15 protein-coding genes are annotated in these 20,005 nt (G+C 71.2%); 4 read left to right on the top strand and 11 right to left on the bottom strand.

Annotated features, from left to right (window positions below; all coding sequences use genetic code 11):
- Window positions 1-51 precede the first annotated feature (51 nt).
- Window positions 52-606 (top strand): hypothetical protein, encoded by a 555-nt coding sequence (locus ABZ573_RS23770; RefSeq protein ID WP_358121033.1) that lies wholly within the window; start codon window positions 52-54, stop codon window positions 604-606.
- Between the two features lie 718 nt (window positions 607-1,324).
- Here ABZ573_RS23770 and ABZ573_RS23765 read toward each other — a convergent pair.
- The 3 genes from ABZ573_RS23765 to ABZ573_RS23755 are packed head-to-tail and all read right to left on the bottom strand — an operon-like array spanning window position 1,325 to window position 3,416.
- Window positions 1,325-2,026, bottom strand: a complete 702-nt coding sequence (locus ABZ573_RS23765; RefSeq protein ID WP_358121125.1) for a class I SAM-dependent methyltransferase — start codon at window positions 2,024-2,026, stop codon at window positions 1,325-1,327.
- 38 nt (window positions 2,027-2,064) lie between these two features.
- Window positions 2,065-2,745: a DUF2064 domain-containing protein gene (locus tag ABZ573_RS23760; protein WP_358121030.1), complete on the bottom strand. Its 681-nt coding sequence runs from the start codon at window positions 2,743-2,745 to the stop codon at window positions 2,065-2,067.
- Entirely contained in the window at window positions 2,742-3,416 is a 675-nt protein-coding gene (locus tag ABZ573_RS23755) for a glycosyltransferase family 2 protein (protein WP_358121027.1), read from the bottom strand. The genes ABZ573_RS23760 and ABZ573_RS23755 overlap by 4 nt, the downstream gene beginning before the upstream one ends.
- A 145-nt stretch (window positions 3,417-3,561) precedes the next feature.
- Here ABZ573_RS23755 and ABZ573_RS23750 point away from each other — a divergent pair, with 145 nt between their 5' ends.
- The gene (locus tag ABZ573_RS23750) at window positions 3,562-4,977 is read left to right on the top strand and encodes a hypothetical protein (RefSeq protein ID WP_358121024.1); all 1,416 of its coding nucleotides are present in this window, start codon (window positions 3,562-3,564) and stop codon (window positions 4,975-4,977) included.
- Between the two features lie 17 nt (window positions 4,978-4,994).
- On the opposite strand, the gene ABZ573_RS23745 is transcribed toward ABZ573_RS23750, so the two are convergent.
- A complete protein-coding gene (locus ABZ573_RS23745) occupies window positions 4,995-6,056 on the bottom strand; it encodes an NAD-dependent epimerase/dehydratase family protein (RefSeq protein ID WP_358121021.1) in 1,062 nt (353 codons plus the stop codon).
- Window positions 6,057-6,463: 407 nt separating this feature from the next.
- Between ABZ573_RS23745 and ABZ573_RS23740 the strand changes: the two genes are divergently transcribed.
- Together ABZ573_RS23740 and ABZ573_RS23735 are read left to right on the top strand one after the other, a co-directional pair.
- A complete protein-coding gene (locus tag ABZ573_RS23740; RefSeq protein WP_225851902.1) occupies window positions 6,464-7,741 on the top strand; it encodes a molybdopterin-dependent oxidoreductase in 1,278 nt (425 codons plus the stop codon).
- A complete protein-coding gene (locus ABZ573_RS23735) occupies window positions 7,734-8,237 on the top strand; it encodes a hypothetical protein (RefSeq protein ID WP_358121018.1) in 504 nt (167 codons plus the stop codon). Before ABZ573_RS23740 ends, ABZ573_RS23735 begins: the two co-directional genes overlap by 8 nt.
- 659 nt (window positions 8,238-8,896) lie before the next feature.
- On the opposite strand, the gene ABZ573_RS23730 is transcribed toward ABZ573_RS23735, so the two are convergent.
- The 7 genes from ABZ573_RS23730 to ABZ573_RS23700 form a co-directional block, all read right to left on the bottom strand.
- Entirely contained in the window at window positions 8,897-9,490 is a 594-nt protein-coding gene (locus ABZ573_RS23730) for a hypothetical protein (RefSeq protein ID WP_151452532.1), read from the bottom strand.
- Window positions 9,487-10,752 (bottom strand): diaminobutyrate--2-oxoglutarate transaminase, encoded by a 1,266-nt coding sequence (gene ectB / locus ABZ573_RS23725; RefSeq protein WP_151452531.1) that lies wholly within the window; start codon window positions 10,750-10,752, stop codon window positions 9,487-9,489. Before ectB ends, ABZ573_RS23730 begins: the two co-directional genes overlap by 4 nt.
- 93 nt (window positions 10,753-10,845) lie before the next feature.
- Window positions 10,846-11,859 carry an ornithine carbamoyltransferase gene (locus tag ABZ573_RS23720; RefSeq protein WP_358121015.1) on the bottom strand — a complete coding sequence of 338 codons (1,014 nt, stop codon included), beginning with the start codon at window positions 11,857-11,859 and terminating at the stop codon, window positions 10,846-10,848.
- A 7-nt stretch (window positions 11,860-11,866) separates the two neighbouring features.
- Complete coding sequence (gene sbnB / locus ABZ573_RS23715; protein ID WP_151452529.1) at window positions 11,867-12,895, bottom strand: 2,3-diaminopropionate biosynthesis protein SbnB; 1,029 nt, start codon at window positions 12,893-12,895, stop codon at window positions 11,867-11,869.
- A gap of 131 nt (window positions 12,896-13,026) precedes the next feature.
- Window positions 13,027-14,055: a 2,3-diaminopropionate biosynthesis protein SbnA gene (gene sbnA, locus ABZ573_RS23710; protein ID WP_151452528.1), complete on the bottom strand. Its 1,029-nt coding sequence runs from the start codon at window positions 14,053-14,055 to the stop codon at window positions 13,027-13,029.
- A gap of 12 nt (window positions 14,056-14,067) precedes the next feature.
- Window positions 14,068-15,060, bottom strand: coding sequence for a pyridoxal-phosphate dependent enzyme (locus tag ABZ573_RS23705; RefSeq protein ID WP_151452527.1), 993 nt, complete (start codon window positions 15,058-15,060; stop codon window positions 14,068-14,070).
- A 3-nt stretch (window positions 15,061-15,063) separates the two neighbouring features.
- Window positions 15,064-19,983: an amino acid adenylation domain-containing protein gene (locus ABZ573_RS23700; RefSeq protein ID WP_358121010.1), complete on the bottom strand. Its 4,920-nt coding sequence runs from the start codon at window positions 19,981-19,983 to the stop codon at window positions 15,064-15,066.
- Between the last annotated feature and the right edge of the window lie 22 nt (window positions 19,984-20,005).

Below are 20,005 nucleotides of genomic sequence, written 5' to 3'. Positions count from 1 at the left end.
TCGCCGGAGGTGATGCTGCGGGAAGGCAACCTGCGTGGGTACGGTCATCGGGTGGCGTACGACGCCTTGGCCGAGAGTATGCGGCTGATCGCCGACGGGCTGCCGGATCAACCGGTGCGGCTGAGCCGTCGCCGTCGGTTCGCGCCGGTCGCGGTCGACGTGGACGGGGACGTCGCCGCCACGCGCTTCCTGCGCCGCGGCACCGGCTGTTTCTGGGACGAGATCCACCTACTGGTCCAGAACGGCAACGGTGGCTGGCGGAGGCTGGGCGGCGGCGGGTCATCGCGCGGCTACGAGGACCGCACCGCAGAGTCGTTCGAACGGGCCCGGGACGACCTCGCGTCGCACCAGGTGTTGGTGAACGGCGGCACCGCCGTCTGGCGCGACTCCGACCGTCTACTGCCCCGGACTGAGCGCTGGGTGCGCGCCGCGGCGGTGCTTGTCGGCGGTGGGATCGCACAGCTCGTCGTCGGTGGCCGCCGCCTGCCCATCCGATATCACGGTCACCTGGTCGTGGTCTGGGGCTCCCCCCGGCCGCCCTCGATGACCGCGCGCGACGCCGCCGGCCGCACGGTCGTCACGGCAACTCTTCCGGATGATCGGTAGGGAAACGGGCACGGTTCCGGAATGCGCACCCTGGGCACGAGCGTGCTGCGGGAACGTCACTCGAGCTGTTTGAGCGCGTCAAGGATGAGTTGCGCGTCCGGGAAGGCCGGGTTCGGGCCGTTGAGCAGGTGTCCCCGGTGGGGTAGGCGCAGGTCGAAGAACGCGAGCGGTACGCCTGCTGGATCCGCACCGCCCGGGCCGCGTCGAGGGTGCCGATCCAGCCGGCGAGGTCCTCGTCGCTCATCCCGATGGTCCTCGCCAGTTGCGGGATCAGCCACTGGTGTCGCAGTACGACGAGTGGGCCGCGCCATCGGCCTACGACGCGGATTTCGGCCGTGGGTCAGCCCCCATGCCGGCTCAGGGGACCCCTGAGCCGGCGTGTCGTCCGGTACCTGAACCGCATCGTTGCGGCGGTCATCGGCGAGCGAGGCGATGACGTACCGGACGCGCCCGGCTGGCTCGGGACCGTTTCCGGCGCGCAGTGCCGGTCAGCCCCACCAGGTGAGCATGAGTCGCATTGGCTGCTGCCGGGACCAGTAGAAGACGTAGGGGTACCGAGTGCCGGTGAACCTGTTCGGCAGGGCCACGGCATCCCCGCAGCTGGGGTCGAGTCCGGCGGCGTCGGTGCCGGAATCGTGACCAGCGATGCCTGTCGGCTACAACGTGCGGGGCATTCTCGGCAGCGGTGGGGCCACGGTCTCCGTCGGCTCCCGCGCCGTCACCCGGCGGCGAGTTCGGCGAACCAGCGCCGGCCCGCCGTGAACATGTCCCGAACCATCAGCCCGGACGCTCCGGCGGCGACGTGCACGGCGACGGTGTCCAGTCGCGCCCACCGGAACGTCCCGCTGCGCCGCAGTTCGCCGTCGGGTGAGCGGGACCCCACCCGGGCGTACCCGCACCAGAGGCCGGGGCCGGGAGGTTCGAGTTCGACGACGACGGTCCCTTGGGCATGGACCAACTCCCGGCACCGGGCGAGCAGCGCGACCGGATCGCCGCCGATGCCGATGTTGCCGTCCATCAGCAGGACGTGAGCCCACCGTCCCTCGGCGGGCAGGGGCGTGAAGACGTCCCGGCGGACGGCGACCGCCCCACGTGCCCGGGTGAGCCGTACCGCGCGCGCGGAGACGTCGACGCCGACCGCGGCGTGCCCGGCCCGGGTAAGCGCGAGGGTGAGCCGGCCGGGTCCGCAGCCGACGTCCAGCGCCGGGCCGGCGCACCGGGCGACGACGTCCGCCAGTGCCGGCTCGGCCGGGCCCTGCCAACGGTGCACGGGCAGCGGATCGCACCGGCCGTCGCTGTGCTCGAGCCAGTGCCCGCCGGGCCGCGCCGCGAGGGCGGTGGAGAAGACGTCGCCGCCGGTTGCGGCGCCCTCGTCCCGGCGGTGCCCCGGCCCGTCGGCCGAACCGGTACCTCCTTCCAGGTCGCACGGCCCAGCCGCCTGCCCGGCAGCGCGCACCGTCACGGGTGGCCACCGGGAACAAGGGTGCGGCGGAGTGCCGCGACCTGTCGGGAGAACCGGCTTCCCGTGGCCTCGGCGGCCACCGCCAGGGCATCCGTCCAGACGTCGACGTCGCGCAGGACGGGCAGGGGCGCGACCCGCAGCCCCCGCCCGACGAGCGCCGCCCAGGTGTGTCGCGCGGTCTCCGGGGTGGACATCGGCACGTCGCGGAGGGCAACGGCGTGCCGGGGGTCGTGAAGCCCGAGCGCCCACCAACCGCCGTCGACGGCGCGGCCGAGAACCGCGTCGGTCGACGCGAGCCGGCGGATCGCGGCGCGCAGCCGCGCCGGGGTCAGCTGCGGGGTGTCCATGCCGACCTGCACCACCTCATGCCCCGGAAAGGACTCCGCGACGTCCGCGTACGCGTTGGCGAGCCGCTCGCCGAGCCCGCCGCCCCGCTGCGGCAGGACGGACCAGCCGACCAGGGCGGCCGAAAGCTCGTCGCCGGCCTCGGCATCCTCGATGCGGCCCGACAACGCCAGCACGGCCGTCACGCCGGGCGTCGCGCGCGCGGCGTCGATGGTGTCCAGCAGGGCAGCGGCGGCGAGCCGCGCCGCCTGCCCCGGGGTGGCCGGTGGACCGAGCCGGGTCTTCACCGCGCCCGGCACCGGCGCCTTGGCCATCACCAGCAGCACAGTCATCGCGACCGTCCCACGCCGCGCAGCACCCCGGCGAAGTCGCGGGTGGCGCGCAGGGTCCCGCGGACCGAGCCGGACACCTTGGAGCGGGTGCCGACGGCCCGCGGGGCGTAGCTGACGTCCAGCTCGTGGATCCGCCAGCCGGCGGCGGCGGCCCGGATCAACAGTTCGAGCGGGTAGCCGAAGGCCCGGTCGGTGACGCCGAGCGCGAGCAGCGCGTCGCGGCGGGCCACCCGGATCGGGCTGAGGTCGCGCAGCGGCACGCCCCGCTGCCGCAGCAACGCCGCGATCAGGGCGGTACCGGCGCGGGCGTGCCACGGCCACACCCCGGCGGCGACCGGCCGCCGCCGCCCCACGGTCAGGTCGGCGGCGCCGTCGGCCACCAGGGCGACCAGGGCGGGCAGTTCGGCGGGGTCGAAGGAGCCGTCGGCATCCAGCACGCACACCAGGTCCGCCTCGGCCGCCTCCAGCCCGGTGTGCACGGCGGCACCGTAGCCGCGGCGCGGCTCGTGCACCACCCGGGCTCCGTACCGGGCGGCCACCTCGGGCGAGCCGTCCCGGGAGCCGTTGTCCACCACGATCGCCCGGTATCCGGGCGGCAGCGCGGTGAGCACACCCGGCAGGGCCCCGGCCTCGTCCAGGCACGGCAGCACCACGTCGATCAGCGTCGGCATACCGTCGACGCTAGGACGCCGCCCGGGCCCAGGTAGGCGGATCGGGCCATACTCGTTTTTTGGCACCCAGTCGGTCGTTAACGGACAGTTACCTTCGGCTGTTCGGCTGACACCTGGCGGCCTCAGGCCGTACCGTCCGGTCGACATGGGAACGACCACCGCGCCGCCGGACACCCCCGGTCGGACGTCAACCCGCCGGCGGCACCTCGACCTGGCCGTGCTGGGCGTCGAGGTGGCCCTGGTCGCCGTCGCCACGACGGTCGGCGCGGTCCTCAATGCCCGCGGTGTGGGTCTGCACGCGGACGCCGCCCCGCTGTACGCCACCTGGCAACCGCACGCCGGCTGGGGCACACCCGCGGCCGTGCTGGTGGCGGCCGGCGTGATCGGTCTCGGCGTGCGCTGGGCCCGGACCGCCCGCTGGGTCCCGCTGCTCGGCGCGGCCTGGCTCGCGTCGACGGCGTGGACGCTGTCGCTGGCGCTGGTGGACGGCTGGTCGGCCGGGCTCACCGAACGGCTCACCCCGCAGGCGGAGTACCTGCACGAGGTGCCCGGGACCACCGACATCCCGGCGATGCTGGCCGGCTTCACCGGCCGGATCCTCGACTTCCAGCCCGACTCGTGGTCCACCCACACCGCAGGTCACCCGCCCGGGGCGCTGCTGGTCTTCGTCGGACTGGACCGGATCGGGCTGGGCGGCGGCACCGCCGCCGCGCTGGCGTGCGTACTGGTCGGCGCGACCGTCACCGTCTCGGTGCCGGTGGCGCTGCGGGCGCTCGGCGCCAGCGGGGCCGCCCACGCCGTCCTGCCGTTCCTGGTGCTGCTGCCGGGCGCGGTCTGGGTGGGCGCCTCCGCAGACGGCATCTTCGCCGGCGTGGTCGCCGCCGGTCTGGCCCTGCTGGCGGTACGCGGTCGGGTGGCGCCCGCCGTCGGCGGGCTGCTGCTGGGCTTCGCGCTGCACCTGTCGTACGGCTTCGTCCTGGTCGGCCTGCTGGCGTTGGCCGTGCTGGTCCTGCGGCCGGCGGACCGGATCGCCGCGCTGTGCGCCGGCCTCGCGGGCGTCGCGGCGGTGGTGGCCGCGTTCGGGCTCGCCGGCTTCTGGTGGTGGGACGGCTATCAGCGGGTGGTGGAACGTTACTACCAGGGCTGGGCGGCCGACCGCCCGTACGGCTACTGGGTGTGGGCGAACCTGGCGGCGCTGGTGCTCTCCGCCGGCCCGGTGCTCGGGCCGGCGCTGTGCCGCGCGGTGGCGGCCGCGGGGGCGGCGGCACGGTCCGTGCCGACCGTCCCGCGCGGGCCGGCCCGCCGCCGGTTCGCCGTGCCGGCCGTGGCCGGGCGGGTCGGCGGGCCCACGGTGCTGCTGCCGGTGGCCGCGGCAGTGGTGGTGCTCGCGGCAGACCTGTCCGGGCTGAGCAAGGCGGAAGTGGAACGGATCTGGCTGCCGTTCGTCGGCTGGCTGCTGATCGCCGCCGCCCACCTGCCCCCGGCCACGCGCCGTTGGTGGCTGGCCGGGCAGGCCGCGACCGCGCTCGCGGTCAGCCACCTCGTCTGGACGGTCTCCTGAAGCGCACTGGCGATCGCTCAGGCCGGCAGCGCCGCCGGCTCACGCAGCGGATCGGTCGCGAAGGCCGCGACCCCCTGGGCGAACGTGACCCGCGCGGTGTAGCCGAGCAACTCGGCCGCCCGGGCGGGGTCGGCGACCACGTGCCGCACGTCGGCCGACCGGGCGCCGCCGACGACCAGCGGCGCCGGCCCGCCCATCGCCGTGGCGAGGGTGGCAGCAAGCTCGCCGACGGTACGCGGCTCACCGGAACAGATGTTGACCGGCACCAAATCCCCCGGCGGGGACGTGCCCAGCGCGAGCAGGTTGGCCCGCGCCACGTCGGTGACGTGCACGAAGTCCCGGCGCTGCCGGCCGTCCTCCAGCACCCTGGGCGGCCGGCCGTCGGCCAGCGCGGACCGGAAGATCGAGGCCACCCCGGCGTACGGGGTGTCGCGGGGCATCCGGGGACCGTAGACGTTGTGGTAGCGCAACGCCCACACACCACCACCGGTCTGCCGCGCCCAGGCACCGGCCAGGTGCTCCTGGGCCAGTTTGCTGGCGGCGTACGTGCTGCGTGGTTCCAGCGGGGCGTCCTCCGGGACCAGCATCGGGGTGAGGACGGCGGCGCAGCGCGGGCACGTCGGGTCGTACCGGCCGGCTGCCAGGTCGGCGGGACGGCGGGCGGCGGGACGGACGACCCCGTGCCGGGCGCACTCGTAGCGCCCCTCTCCGTAGACGACCATCGAGCTGGCCAGCACCAGGTGGGTCACGCCGGCCCGGTGCATGGCGGCGAGCAGCACCGCCGTGCCGTAGTCGTTGTGACTGGCGTACGCCGGAGCGTCCGACGGGTCCAGCCCGTGGCCGACCATCGCCGCCTGGTGGCAGACCGCGTCGACCCCGCGAAGGAGCCGGTCGAGCAGCTCGGGGTCGCGGACGTCACCGACAACGGGATGGTGCCGCCGGGACCATTCGGGCAGTTCTCCCCCGTGTGCCTGGGGCAACAGCGCGTCCAGCGCCACCACCTCGTGCCCCTCGGCGGCGAGCAGGTCGACGACCTGCGACCCGATGAAGCCGGCGGCGCCGGTGACCAGTACCCGCATGCCGGTCAGCGTAGGTCGGCGGACGGCGGTGGCGGGTCAGGTCACGGCGGACGTAAGAAGCTTGAAACATCACCCCACCCGGAGTAACCCCGGGGTTCATGAACTGCCGGAATCCCGCAACCGCACCCCTGCGCCCCGCACCGCCTCTACCCTGCGGTCAGTGGGCCCGCGCGGGTGTCACCGGCGCCGCGGCCCGCCATGCCTGGCGCGGGCGGCTCCGCCGACCTGACGTCTTCCCGCGGCTTCCAGAGGGACCGCGGCCGGGAGGAGATCCCGTCGACAGCCGTTGAGGAGGATCGGTGGGCACCGACAGCACCGCCCCCGACAGGAACCCTTCCGGCCGGCCGACGCGGGCCGGGACCGCACCGCGTCCGGCGCCCGGCTTCCCCCGGCGGTGGTGGCGCTTCCTGGCAGCGCATCCCCCGCCCGGCGTCGCAAGGATCGCCGGCCGGTGGCGCAGTCCGCTGCGCGGCCCCTGGCTCACCGCCGTCTTCGGGATGGTCCTGCTCGCCACGCTGCCGCTGGTGATCATCACCGGGTTGCTCGACTACCTCGCCTACGGCCCGCAGTTCGGCCAGGCGTTGCCTCGCGACGTCGGGTGGCTGCGGCTGCCGCAGTTCGACTGGCCGACCCGCCCGCCCTGGCTGTTCCGCCTCACCCAGGGGCTGCACGTGACGCTCGGGATCGTGCTGATCCCGGTGGTGCTGGCGAAACTCTGGTCGGTGATCCCGAAGCTGTTCGACTGGCCGCCGGCCCGCTCGGTGGCGCAGGTGTTGGAGCGGCTGTCCCTGCTCCTGCTGGTCGGCGGCATCCTGTTCCAGATCGCCACGGGGCTGCTGGACATCCAGTACGCCTACCTGTTCGGGTTCGACTTCTACACCGCCCACTACTTCGGCGCCTGGGTGTTCACCGCCGCCCTGGTCGCGCATGTGGCGCTCAAGCTGCCCCGGATGCTCTCCGCGCTGCGGTCGGGCCCCCCGCGCGCCGTGCTGACCGCCCCGCGCGCCGCCACCCGACCCGAGCCGCCGGACCCGGACGGCCTGGTGGCCAGCCACCCCGGGCCGGCTACCGTCAGCCGACGCGGGGCTCTCGCCCTGGTCGGCGGCCTGTCCCTGCTGCTGGGAGCGCTCACCGTCGGGCAGAGCCTCGACGGGGTGTGGCGGCGTACCGCTCTGCTGCTGCCCCGGGGCCGGCAGCCGGGCGAGGGACCGAACGGTTTCCCGGTCAACCGCACCGCCGCCGCGGCCGGCGTCGGGGCCGCCGACACCGGGCCGGGCTGGCGGGTGACGCTACGCGCCGGCGAGCGGGTGGTCGCCCTCGACCGCGCCGCGTTGCTCGCCATGGCCCAGCACACCGCCCGGCTGCCGATCGCCTGCGTCGAGGGGTGGTCGACGTTGCAGACCTGGACCGGCGTACGGCTGAGCGACCTCGCCGCCCTCGTCGGGGCGGGCACACCCGACTCCGCCCACGTCCGCTCCCTGGAGAATGCGGGACTCTTCAACCAGGCGACCCTGCAGGCCAACCAGGTGCTCGACCCCGACTCCCTGCTCGCCCTGGGCGTCAACGGCGCCGACCTCTCCCTCGACCACGGCTACCCGGCCCGGATCATCGTGCCCGCCCTGCCCGGTGTGCACTGCACGAAGTGGGTCGGCGAGATCGAGTTCCGGACGCGTACCGATGGCTGAGGTGCGGGCCCGGTTCCGGGCCGCGTACGGCGCCGGTGCGCGGCACCTGCTCCTGCTCGCCGGTTGCTTCGCCGTCACCGGATGGGTGGTCCTCCGGGTCGCCGGCGAGCCGGGGTCCGGTCCTCTGCTCCTCTGGTTCGTAAGCGCGGTGATCGCCCACGACCTGGTCCTGTTCCCGGTCTACGCGCTGGCCGACCGAGGCCTGCGGAGCCGGTCGGCGATGCCAGCGTCCGGGCCGTCGCTGCTGAACCACCTCCGTGTGCCGGCCCTGGCCGCCGGGCTGTTGTTCCTCGTCTACCTCCCCGGCATCCTCAGGCAGGGCCGGGAGACCTATGCCGCCGCGACCGGTCAGGACCAGCAGCCCTTCCTGGCCCGCTGGCTGCTGCTCAGCGCCACCCTGTTCCTGGCCAGCGGCATCCTCTACGCGCTCCGGCGGGCGGCGCGGTCGCGTGCCGCGCCGGGAAGCGGGGAGCGGCCACTGCCCATCGCCGATTGATCGGCTTGGCCTGTGGCTCGACGGAATCACGCTGCCCGCCATGCGGCACCTGGTACGCAAGATGGCGAGGCCATCTGCTTACACCCACCTGACACACAGTGCCCGTGCCACCGAAGAGTTGCCTCTGCAACTCGGCGACGCCGGCATGTTCCACGCCCACGCTGGAGCTGAGCGAGACACCGCCACCACCAGCGAGGTTGACGCGGAAGTGGAAGACGACCCGTGGACGGGCTCAGTCACATAACAGTTCTGTCACGCCATGCTGGGCCGTGCCGATAAATGCAGAATTCGGGGCAGCTCGACAGTGGACGCACCGCGATACCGGCCCGCGCGGGATCGCTCCCTCCCTTGGCGTCAAGCATGTGACCAGCGTCGTGACCACAATCCGTCAAGTGCCCAGGCTGCCGCTCAATGCCTACAGAACACCTGGCCTATTGACATTAATCAACATCACGAAAGACGCGTTGATGCCCTGTAATCACAATCGCAGAGGGCATGAGGAAGGGCCGGCTACCCCCATCCGTGTTCAAAGCGCACGTCCCCTGACGCAGCCCTGCCGGCTCGGTCTGGCGATCGTGGACGGTCCCCACACGCACGGGCCCCTTTCCAGCTCCCACCGGTGTCGAAGCACGCCCCGTGGCCGGTGCCCCACCGCGTCGTTACACCATCAGGCGACCAGACAGCAGGACGGCGCCCGGACGGCACGCCCATCCGATGGCCTCGGCCGAGTTGTCGGCGGCACCGTCCGCCTCGACGGCCATGTCGACGGCGACTGTGGCGCTGCGTACGCGCGACTCGGGGCCGGCGGGGAGTGGGACCAGCGAGTGGGACATACGCACTACGGTGGGCGACACCTTCCAATGCAGCGTGAATTTCTTGTGTCCGTACTGTTCGTCAATCAGGCTCGCGGCACAGCGCAGGGCGTCCTCGGTGGGCGGGCCTTCCTCACCGTCCGGCGAGAGAAACCGCACCGCGAAGTGCCGGTCGCCTTTGTGCGACAGCACGACAACCCCCGCGAGCCAGAGTCGCCCGGCTCCCCGGAGCGCCTCCCGGGCTACCCGATTCCAGTCCACCGTGCTCGGGTTTTCGGCGGCGTTGGCGACCAGGAAGCAGGAGATGGTACCCGAAACGAGGCTTATGACCAACGCCTGGGTTGTGGAACGCCCGTCGGTCTTTCCGATTTGCCCGGTCGGTTCTCTGTCCGAGTTGACAGCGTCGTCGACCGCCACAAGATGAGGTGCGATCATCGTCACGCCTGCCGGATCGCGGTTTCCAGAATGGACAACCCCTGTTCGAGGTGCTCCTCCTCGATGGTCAACGGGGGCATGAGTTTGATGACCTCGTCGCCACGCCCGCAAAGCTCGACGATCAAGCCTTCGGTGAAACACCGCTGTTGAATTTTCTCCGCACGGTCGGCCCCACCGGAACGATTTACGTCGATGCCGAGGATCATCCCCCTCCCCCGCGTGACGATGTACGGGTCGATGCCACGCAGCCTTTCGGCGAAGGCGGATATTCGCGCTGACAGGCCCCCCAGGCGCTGCAGGAAGGACGAGTCCTGCCAGACCGCGAGGGCTGCGGCACCGGCGACGAAAGCCAGTTGGTTGCCACGAAAGGTCCCAGTATGTTCGCCTGACTTCCAGACGTCGAGATCCGGCTTGATGAGGTTCAACGACATGGGTAAGCCGGCGCCCCCGATGGATTTCGACAGCGTCACCATGTCCGGCTCGACGCCGGCGTGTTCGAATCCGAAGAACGTCCCCGTACGGCCGCAGCCAGTCTGGATCTCGTCGCACACCAGCAGGACACCACGCTCCTGAGTGAAGCGACGAAGGGCACGCAACCAGTCAGCCGTCGCCGGATACACGCCAGACTCGATCTGCGTGGACTCCACGATGACCGCAGCAGGCAGATCCGCTCCAGACGACGGGTCGTCGAGCAGGCGTTCGAGATAGGCGATCGAGTCGAATCGACCTCCGGGCCCGTCTTCGTACGGCACGAAGATCACGTCCTGGAGGCGAACAGACGCGGCAGCCCGGGCCCGGCGGTTGCCCGTGACTGCGAGCGATCCGCAGGACATTCCGTGGAACCCACCGGTGAACGACACAACGAGCTGCCTGCCGGTCGCCTTCCGGGCGAGCTTCAGGGCCGCCTCCACCGCATCCGTGCCCGTCGGGCCGCAGAACTGGAGCCGGTACGTCAGGCTTCGGGGCCGCAGGATGGTCCGGTTGAAGGTCTCGATGAAGGTGCGCTTGGCGCTCGTGTACATGTCCAGCCCGTGCAAGATTCCGTCGTCGCGCAGATAGGACTGCATCGCGTCCAGGACCCAGTCCGGGTTGTGACCGTAGTTCAGGGCGCCGGCCCCGCAGAAGAAGTCCAGGTATTGCCGGCCGTCCTCGCTGGTCAGCCACGCTCCCTTGCCCCGGGTGAACACGGCTGGGAATTTCCGGCAGTACAGCCGCACCTCCGACTCGTGCTCATCGAATGCCAATACGTCGTTCGGGAAAACCGTCACTCTGCGCCTCCAGTCGCGATGCCAACATGTCGGTACCGGCACGACCAGGGCGCCAGCACGGACGGTGCACGTCAGGCCAGGACTCTCATTCGGTCATTCAGCGGTTTCGCCAAGGACGTCGCCAGACGAAAAAAGCCACTCCATGACGGCCATCGCGCTGGAGAGCTTCATCCGTGCCTGTGTCCATGCGATCGATCTCGGTCCGTCGAGCACCGACGACTCCACCTCCTCGCCCCGATGGGCAGGAAGGTCGTGCATGAAGACGCTGGATGGCCAGCGTCGCAGCAGTGCCGCGTCGACGTGGAACGGGCGGAATGCCTCCCGCCAGTGCGGATCCTGTTTGGCGGTGCCCGTGGTTTGCCACCGAGTGGTGTATACGACGTCGAAGTCACCCGTGACGTCGGCCAGGTCGTGAACCTCCTCGACACGCGCTCCGATCGTCCATCCGCGCCGGCGAGCGGCTTCCAGATATCCGGGCGGCAGGCCGTACCCGGCGGGCGTGGCGAACGTGGTCCTGCTACCGGGTAGCCTGGCCAGGGCAAGGGCCAGGGCGGTTGCGGTGTTGTTGCCCTCTCCCACGTACAGCAGCCGCAGCCCGTCGAGCCTCCTGCCGGGGCCAGCGAGGAGCGCGAGCGTGGCGACGTCGCAGATGGCCTGGGTCGGATGTTCCTCCACAGCCATGGCGTTGACGACGCCGAGGGTTCCTACGCGGGACAGCTCGCGGAGCTGCGCCATGGGCCCGGCGGTGCGCGCCACCAGGCCGTCGAGCATGCCGCCCAGGACGCGACCGGTGTCGGCAACTGACTCCCCGGTCGCGAGTTGCAGGTCGTTCGGGCCGTAGCTGATGACATGCCCGCCGAGTCGCAGGACCGCGGTCGTGAAGGCCGTCCTGGTGCGCGTCGACGTCTTGGTGAAGAGAGTGCCCACGATGGCACCGCTCAACGGTGACCGGTGATCGGACGGATCGCTAAACAGCTCGTACGACCGGCGGACCAGCCTGTGGTACGTGTCGTCGCTCAGGTCGTCGAGCGAGAACAGGCCGTGTGCGCGACGGCCCTGCGGGGCCGGGACGTTCGTCAGCCTCGGGTTTGCGGCGATGTCGGTCATGTTCGCCTCATCCGTGTCGTCGAAGGTCGTGGAAGAAGCCAGGGACGGGTTCGATCTCGCCTGCAGCGGCGAGTTCGTCATAGACGAACTTGGCCACCGCGAGGTCGAGGATGCCCATGCCGAACGGCGAGACGATGGTGGTCCGGTCGGTGCTCGGGGCCAGTCTGCCGGCGGCCACGTCGTCGATCGTTCCGTGGACGAAGCTGCGGTTTCCCACCCTGGTCTCCGTCAGGTGCAAGGATGTCTGAGCGGTAAGGCAGTGGTCGACGTCGTCGACGACGTTCGTCGCGTCGAGGACGATCTCCGGGGCCAGATCCCGAAGCGAGATGTGCAGCACCAGGGGCCGGTGCGCGAACCACGAGACGTCGTGGATGTGCGGCGCGGGCGCCACCGTCGCGAACACCACGATGTCAGAGGTCTCGATGAGGGAGCGCGCGTTGTCGTGTACCACGACCGACTGCGACGGATCGGCTTCACACAAGAACGCCCCGAAGCTCTTGGCGTTCGCGGTGGACAGGTCGAACAGGTTCACCTCGGTGAACGTGAACCCTGCCGCGGCCAGGTACTGGTGGATGTAACGGGCGATCAGACCGGTGCCGACGAACCCGACGGAAGTCGCCTTGGCCCGGCGCAGGAGCGTCGCCGCCAGCGCGGCGGACGCCGCCGTGCGCGTCGCACTGATGATCGAGCTCTCCAGACATGCGAAGGGGTAACCGGTCCGTTGATCGTTGAGGATCAGTACCGCCGACGCACGCGGAATGCCGTGCTCGATGTTCGCGGGGACACTGGCGATCCACTTGATGCCGTCCACGCCTACCGGGCCGCCGATGGACGCGGGCAGCGCGATGATTCGCGCGCCGGGACGGTCCGCGAACGTGAGGAAGGACGACCGTGGATTGACTGTCCGACCTGCGGAGTGTGCCGAATAGGCGTTCCCGACGAGCTGCATCACCTGCCGTTCCCGATTTTTCAATACGTCCGCCACTTGAGCGCCAGAAATGACGCTGAAGCCGGGAATGGGACCTGGTTCCGCCATTGCGGACCCCCTTCGTGAGCCAGGTTCGCGAATCCCGCGTCGCGCGCGGGAGGTGGTGGCCGTGCCGGTCAGACTGCTGCGTAGTGCACCGGCTTCGCTGCCGCCAGCCGGACGGTTAGGGGCGGGTCGGTCTAGCCCCAGCGCGGCCCCTGCCCACCCAGCAGCGAGGTCTCGGCATCCGGGGGCGGTGGCGCGAGCGGGAGGTCAGCCAGTCGACTGCCGTAGGAGCTGCGCAGCCAGTCGGGGTCATAGACCGTGTCGGCGTAGTTGCCGCCCAGGTCCGGGGCGATGGCGACCGCGGCGGTCGGTGCCGGACCACGGTGCTGCCGCAGCCAGGCGACCGCTCCGTGCACCACGGTTCCCGTGGAACCGCCGAAGAGGAAACCGCTGCGGCCCAACCGGTGGCAGGTGGCGATGGCCTCAGGCTCGCTGACGTGGACGATGTCGTTGACGTACGACTCGTCGAGAATGCTGGGCCGGACGCTCGTGCCCAGGCCCGGTAGCAGACGTTCGCCCGGCGGCCCACCGAAGGAGACCGACCCCGCCGCGTCGACTGCCACCACCGTGACCTCGGGCCGGAATTTCTTGAAGTATCGGGCGCAACCCATCAACGTACCGGTGGTGCCGGCACCGACGAACAGCACGTCGAGGTCCGGAAAGGCACGCGCGATATCCGGTCCGGTCTTGCGGTAGTGGGCGTTCCAGTTGGCCGAGTTCGCGTACTGGTTGAGCCAGACGAAGTTGTCGTTACTTTCGCACAGGCGGCGCACCAGTGCCAGACGCGTGCTGAGGAACCCCTGCTGCTCGTCGCGGTCCGTGACCACGTGCACCACGGCACCGAGAGCGGCCATGAGGCGGCGGGCGGCGAGCGTGCAGCGGACATCTGTCACACAGACAAAGCGGTAACCTTTTCGCGCGGCCACCATGCTCAGCGCCACACCCATGTTTCCCGACGACGACTCGATCAGAGTGTCCTCGGGAGAAAGTCCACCCTCGCGTTCCATCGACTCGACCATCTCGATAGCGGCCTTCAGCTTGACAGATCCCGCGAAGTTGAAGCCCTCGCATTTGAGGTACAGATTCCAGCCGAACAACTCCCGCAGGTCGACGTACAGCTCATCGATGTTGAAGTCGAGTGGATCGGTGACTATGGTCGCCATCTTCGCTCCCGGTCAGATCTTCTGGACTTGCTCGTTGCCCACCCCGGTCGCGGATGATTCCGCAGGGGACCCCGCACTGATGGCGGCTCGCCCGGGCTGAGTGACCATGTGGCTGTTCGCGCCCGACACGACGGCCACCGCCGTCGCGCCCGGTTCGATACCCACGCTCAGCGCGCCAGCGACGGCGAGTGCGCCGGTCACCTCGCACGGCAAACCGGCCGTGGCAAGTTGAGTCATGGCCGCGAACACCTGCGCGTCGGTGACCGTGACCATCCGGTGCACGGTGTCCCGGACGCACGCGAAGGAGAGGCGTCCCGGCGTCTGCGCCCGTACGCCGTCGCAGGCGGTGCTCACCCGGTCCAGCCGTACGGGACGCCCGACGCGTAGGGAACGCGTGTACCGGTCGGCTCCGACGGGTTCGACACCGATCACCCGCACCCCGGTGGCGCCGGCGACCAGGCAGGTCCCCGCGAGCAGGCCGCCGCCCCCGACCGGGACGAAGATGTGCGTGACCTCGGGAGCCTGCTGGAGAACTTCCATGGCCACCGTGCCCTGGCCGGCGATCACGGCGGCATCGTCGTGGGAGGAGACGAACATGGCTCCCGTTCGCGCGGCGTGCTCTCGGGCCGCCTGATCACGCTGGTCGTTGCCGTGGTCGCACAGGACGACCTCGGCGCCCTCGCGCCTGATCCGCTCACGTTTCCACATCGACGACGACCGGGTCATGAACACTGTCGCCTTGATGCCGCGGGCGGCGGCGGCGTGCGCCAGCGCGATACCGTGGTTTCCTGACGAACCGGCCACGACGTGCGCGACGCCGGATGCCGCCGCAGCGGCAACCGCGGCGACCGCGCCACGGAGCTTGAAGGAGCCGGTGACCTGCTGCGATTCGCACTTGAGCAGTAGGCCCGTGCCGGCCAGTGCCGTCAGCGGCGTTGCCCTCGCGATGCCGTTGACAACGTCTGCGGCAGCGAGGACGTCGTCCGCGTTGGGGACCTCCCGCATCGCTCAGCCCGTCTCGACGCCCGCGCCGGACCGCTGGCCGGCCGGACCGAACAGGGCGCGCATGCGGGCGGCGTGCGCGTCGGCCAGCACCTCTGCCACCCCGGCGACGGTCGGTGAGTTCAGAAAGTCCAGCACAGTCAGTTCGAGCTTGAACGCGCGCTTGAGCCGCGACACCACGCGGGTGGCGAGCAGGGAGTGACCGCCGAGAGCGAAGAACTCGTCGTGCACCCCCACCCGCTCAAGCCCGAGCAGCTCGCACCAGATCGCGGCGACCTTCCGCTCCACGCCGTTGCGCGGCGGCACGTGGTGTTCGGCGTCCGGCCGCTCCGGCACCCCGTCCGGCAGCGCCCGATAGTCGATCTTCCCGCTGACGGTCGTGGGGAGGGGGTCGAGTACCGCGAATGCTGCGGGGATCATGTGGTCGGGCAGGTGCACGGCAAGGTGGGTCCGCAGGGCGGTGCTGGTGGGGGGCGCCCCGCCGGTCGCGGGCTCGACGTACGCGACGAGTACCGCATCGACGTCGCCGCACAGCCGTACGCCCGCGCGGGCGACGCTCGGGTGGCTGGCCAGGACCGCCTCGATCTCGCCCGGCTCGACGCGGTTTCCGCGTATCTTGAGCTGCCGGTCGATCCGCCCGAGGAACTCCAGTTCACCATCGCCGAGAAGACGGACCTGGTCTCCTGTCCGGTACATCCGGTCACCCGGCGCCCCGTACGGGTTCGGTATGAACCGGCCGGCCGTCTCGCCCGGGCGTCCCAGGTATCCCCGGGCCAGGCCGGCTCCGGCGATGTACAGCTCCCCGGGAACGCTGAGTGGTACCGGGTGCAGGCGACCGTCCAGGACGAGGACGTGGGCGTTCGGAATTGGCCTTCCCACCACGTCGCTCGGGCCGTCGCAGCGGCGAACGGTGGTGGTCATCGTGCACTCGGTGGGGCCGTACTGGTTGAGCACCGCCAGGGCCCCGTCCTGCGGCCACGCCCCCGCCAGACGCATGCTCTCGCCGCTGCTCACCACCAGCCGCAGGCTCCGCGGCCGCCGATTGCCGAGCAGTTCGAACTCCCGCAGCATCGAGGGCACGGTGCTCAGCAGCGCCGTGACGCCATGCTTGTCGATGGCTTCCCGGACGGTCTCGGGCGTCTTCGGCACGTCGAACGGCAGCAGGACCACGCGCGCGCCGGCGGCCAGCGGAGCGAGAATGTCCCGCAGGGAGGCGTCGTACGCCAGCGAGGGCAGTTGCAGGACGACATCCCGCTGCGTCAGGTCGTACGCGCCCCGCGTGTAGTGCAGGTAGTTGGCCAGGCCCCCGTGCGTGCCCATGACACCCTTGGGCCGGCCGGTGCTGCCGGAGGTGAAGACCAGGTACGCGACGTTGCCGGGCGTCGGTCCGGCGGAGTACGGCGGCGGTGCCGGGGGCAGGTGGTCGAGTCTCACCAGCGGCGCCAGAGGTGGGGCACTCTCGTCGCCGACCAGTACGCTGAGCTGCGCGTCGGCCGCCATGCCGGAGATCCGCGCGGCGGGCAGGTCTTCGTCGAACGGGACGTACGTGGCGCCGGATTTCAGGATGCCCAAGAGGCCCACGACCGTATCGACGCCGCGGCGCATCCAGAGACCCACGCGGTCCTCCGGTTGTACGCCGCGTTCCCACAGGACGTGGCAGAGTTCCGTGGACCGGCGCTGCAGTTCGCCGTAGGTCAGCCGCGCGTCGCCGCATTCCACAGCTACCGCGTCAGGCAGGCGCGCCGCGACGGCCTCGACCATCTGGTGCGCACACACCGTCGGGCCGGCCGACGAGGTACCGGCATACTCGGCGATCTGCCTGGCCTCGGAGCTGGTCAACATGTCCAGGTCGGCGACAGTCACGCCGGGACTGGCGACGACCGATTCCGCCAGCCGGAGGAAGTTCTCGGCCATGCGACGCACGGTCGAGACGTCGAACAGGTCGCGGGCGTAGACGAACCGCAACCTCATCCCGGCGTCTACCTCATCGGCGTACAGCGTGAGGTCGAAGCGGGCTGCTTCCTCCGCCAGCGGGTGTTCCTCGCCCCGGACCGCGCCGAGTTTCCAGGAGGGAGCCGGCGCGTTCTGCACCACGAGCATGATCTGGAAGATCGGATGCCGGGACGGGTCCCGCGGCGGGGCGACGCGCTCGACGACCCGTTCCAAAGGCACGTCCTGGTAGGCGAAGGCGCCCAGCGCCGTCTCCCGTACCTGGGCGAGCAGGTCGGGGAAGGTGTCCCCGGCATGTACCTGGGAGCGCAGGGCGATCGTGTTGGTGAAGAACCCGATCAGGGCCTCGAACTCGGGACGGGGACGGTTGGCGACCGCGGTCCCCGTCACCACGTCCGACTGGCCGCTGTAGCGGGCCAGGAAGAGATGAAAGACAGCCATGACGACCATGAACATGGTGGCGTCGTGGTCGAGGCCGAGGCGACGCAGCCCGGCCACCAAGGCGGCGGGCATGCACACCTGGACCTCGCCCCCCTCGGAAGAGCGCAGGGGCGGCCGCGGGCGGTCAGTGGGCAGCGCGGACGGCGGCGCGCCGGCCAGATGATCCGCCCAGAAGCGGACGCCGGTCTCCAGCCGCTCGCCCGAGAGCCGGTCCCGCTGCCACGCGGCGAAGTCGGCGTACTGCACCGGTGGTGGCGGCACCATCGACGGCTCCCCCTCGGCGACGGCCCGATACTCGACGGCGAGTTCTCCGGCCAGCACGGCCAGGGACCAGGCGTCGGCCGCTATGTGGTGCATGGCCAGCAGTAGGAGGTGGTCGTCGTCGGCCAACCGCACCAGTTCGGTCCGGATCATCGGCGGCGCGCCGAGGTCGAACGGCGTGCCGGCCTGCCGCCGGGCGAGCGCGCGCGCCTCGGCGAGCGCTTCCCCGCCAAGGTGGCGCAGGTCCGTGCAGGCGATTTCCGGTACGGCCCCCGCGGGCGCGATGACCTGGCGCGGTTCGCCGTCGACCTCCACGATCCCCGTACGCAGCGCCTCGTGCCGGGCGAGGACCGCGCGCAGTGCGGCCCCCAGCGCGGTGGGGTCGAGTGCGCCGCGCAGCCGTAGCGCCAACGGCAGCACGTACTCCCGACTGTCGGGGTTCGCCTGGTCCAGGTACCACAGGCGTTCCTGCCCGAACGACGGGAGCATCGGCAACTCCCGGTCCACGACGGGGACTGGATCAGGCTGGGGCCGGGCGGCACCGCTCCGGCGGACCACCTCGCGGATCGTGCCACCGCGCAGCAGCACGCCCGCGGCATGGTCGACACCCAGTCGCCGGCGCAGTCGCGCGGCCACGCGCATGGCGAGGAGGGAGTCGCCACCGATCTCGTAGAAGCCGTCCTCCGGGCCCACGGACGGCACGCCCAGGAGTTCGCCGACCACCTCGGCGACCTCCCGTTCGAGGGCGCTGTCGAAGGTCACCGCCGAGCCGCTGGAAAGGTCCGGCGCGGGCAGAGCGGCGCGGTCCACCTTCTGGTTCGAGGTCAGCGGCAGCGCGTCCATCATCATGACGAGTGGCACCATGTAGCTCGGTAGCTGCTTCGCCACGGCCCGCCGCAGCGAGGCAGGGGTGAGGTCGGCCACCGGGTCGGCGACCACGTACGCGACGAGTTGTTTACGCCCGGGCTGCTCCTCCCTGACCACGACGACCACCTCGCGCACGCCCGGATGTCCGCCCACGACGGTCTCGATCTCGCCGAGTTCGATGCGAAAGCCGCGGAGCTTGACCTGGTTGTCTCTGCGACCCACGAAGTCGATGGACCTGTCGGGCAACCGTCGGGCGAGGTCGCCGGTGCGGTAGAGGCGCGCCCCCGGCGGGCCGAAGGGATCGGGGATGAACCGCTCGGCCGTCAGCGCGGGCTGGCGCAGGTAGCCTCGGGCGAGCCCGCCGCCGCCGACGTGGAGTTCGCCGACCTCTCCCTCGGGCACCTCCCGCAGGTCCGGCCCCAGGATGTGCACGGTCTTGTCCGCCATCGCCGAGCCGATGGGCACCGCACGGTCCGGCGACTGGTCCGAGGTGACCTGTTGGATCGTGCTGAGGACGGTCGCCTCGGTGGGCCCGTAGCCGTTGTAGACCACGGCCTGTGGAGCTACCTCCCGGGCGCGCAAGACCGCCGCCGTGGACGCCCGGTCACCGGCGGTCCAGAGCAGCCGGGTGTTCCGCAGGATCTCCGCGTGCTCGGCGACGACGACGTTGAACAGGCCGGTCGTCAACAGGACGGTGGTGACCTGATGCTCGGCGATGACCCGGCCGAGATCGGCCGGCTCGAGGATGCCCGGGGGCGCGACCACCAGCGTGGTACCGCGGGTCAGGGCGACCCACTGCTCGGCCGTGGAGGCGTCGAAGTTGCAGGGGCAGTGGACGAGTACCCGAGCACAGGCCTCCTCGGTCCACCGCGGGTCGCCGGTCAGGCCCAGCACGTTGCGGTGGCTGATCACCACGCCCTTGGGCTTGCCGGTGGACCCCGAGGTGAAGATCACGTAGCAGGCCTGGTCCGGGCCGTGGAACGGTGGGGGCTCGAAGGAGGCGGAGCGCCGCTGACTGAGCACGGCGGGCACGTTGAGGGTGACGACCCCGGGCGCCCCCGACACCAGGTCGGCCGTCTGGTCGTCGACCAGCACCACCGGCGCGGCCACGTCTGCGAGAAGCAGCTCGATCCGGGCAGCGGGGTCGGCCGGCGACAGTGGCACGTAGGCCGCGCCGGCCTTCAGAATCGCGAGGGTCCCCACGACGTACTCCGCCGAACGATTCATCAGGATGCCGACGAACTGCTCCGGACCGACGCCCAGCCGCCGCAGTTCGGCGGCGATGACGTTCGCCTCGGCGTCGAGCTGCGAGTACGTCAGCTCGCGGCTGCTGTCAATGACGGCGATCGCCTCGGGTGCCCGCGCAGCGTGCGTTTCGACCGACGCCGACAGGCTGTCCGCCATCATCGTCCCATCCCTTCGTCGGGCC

Source organism: Micromonospora sp. NPDC007220 (assembly GCF_040634035.1).
GTDB classification, from domain to species: Bacteria; Actinomycetota; Actinomycetes; order Mycobacteriales; family Micromonosporaceae; genus Micromonospora; species Micromonospora reichwaldensis.
Note: the sequence above shows the minus strand (reverse complement) of the source record. Positions and strands in the feature narration are given on the sequence as shown.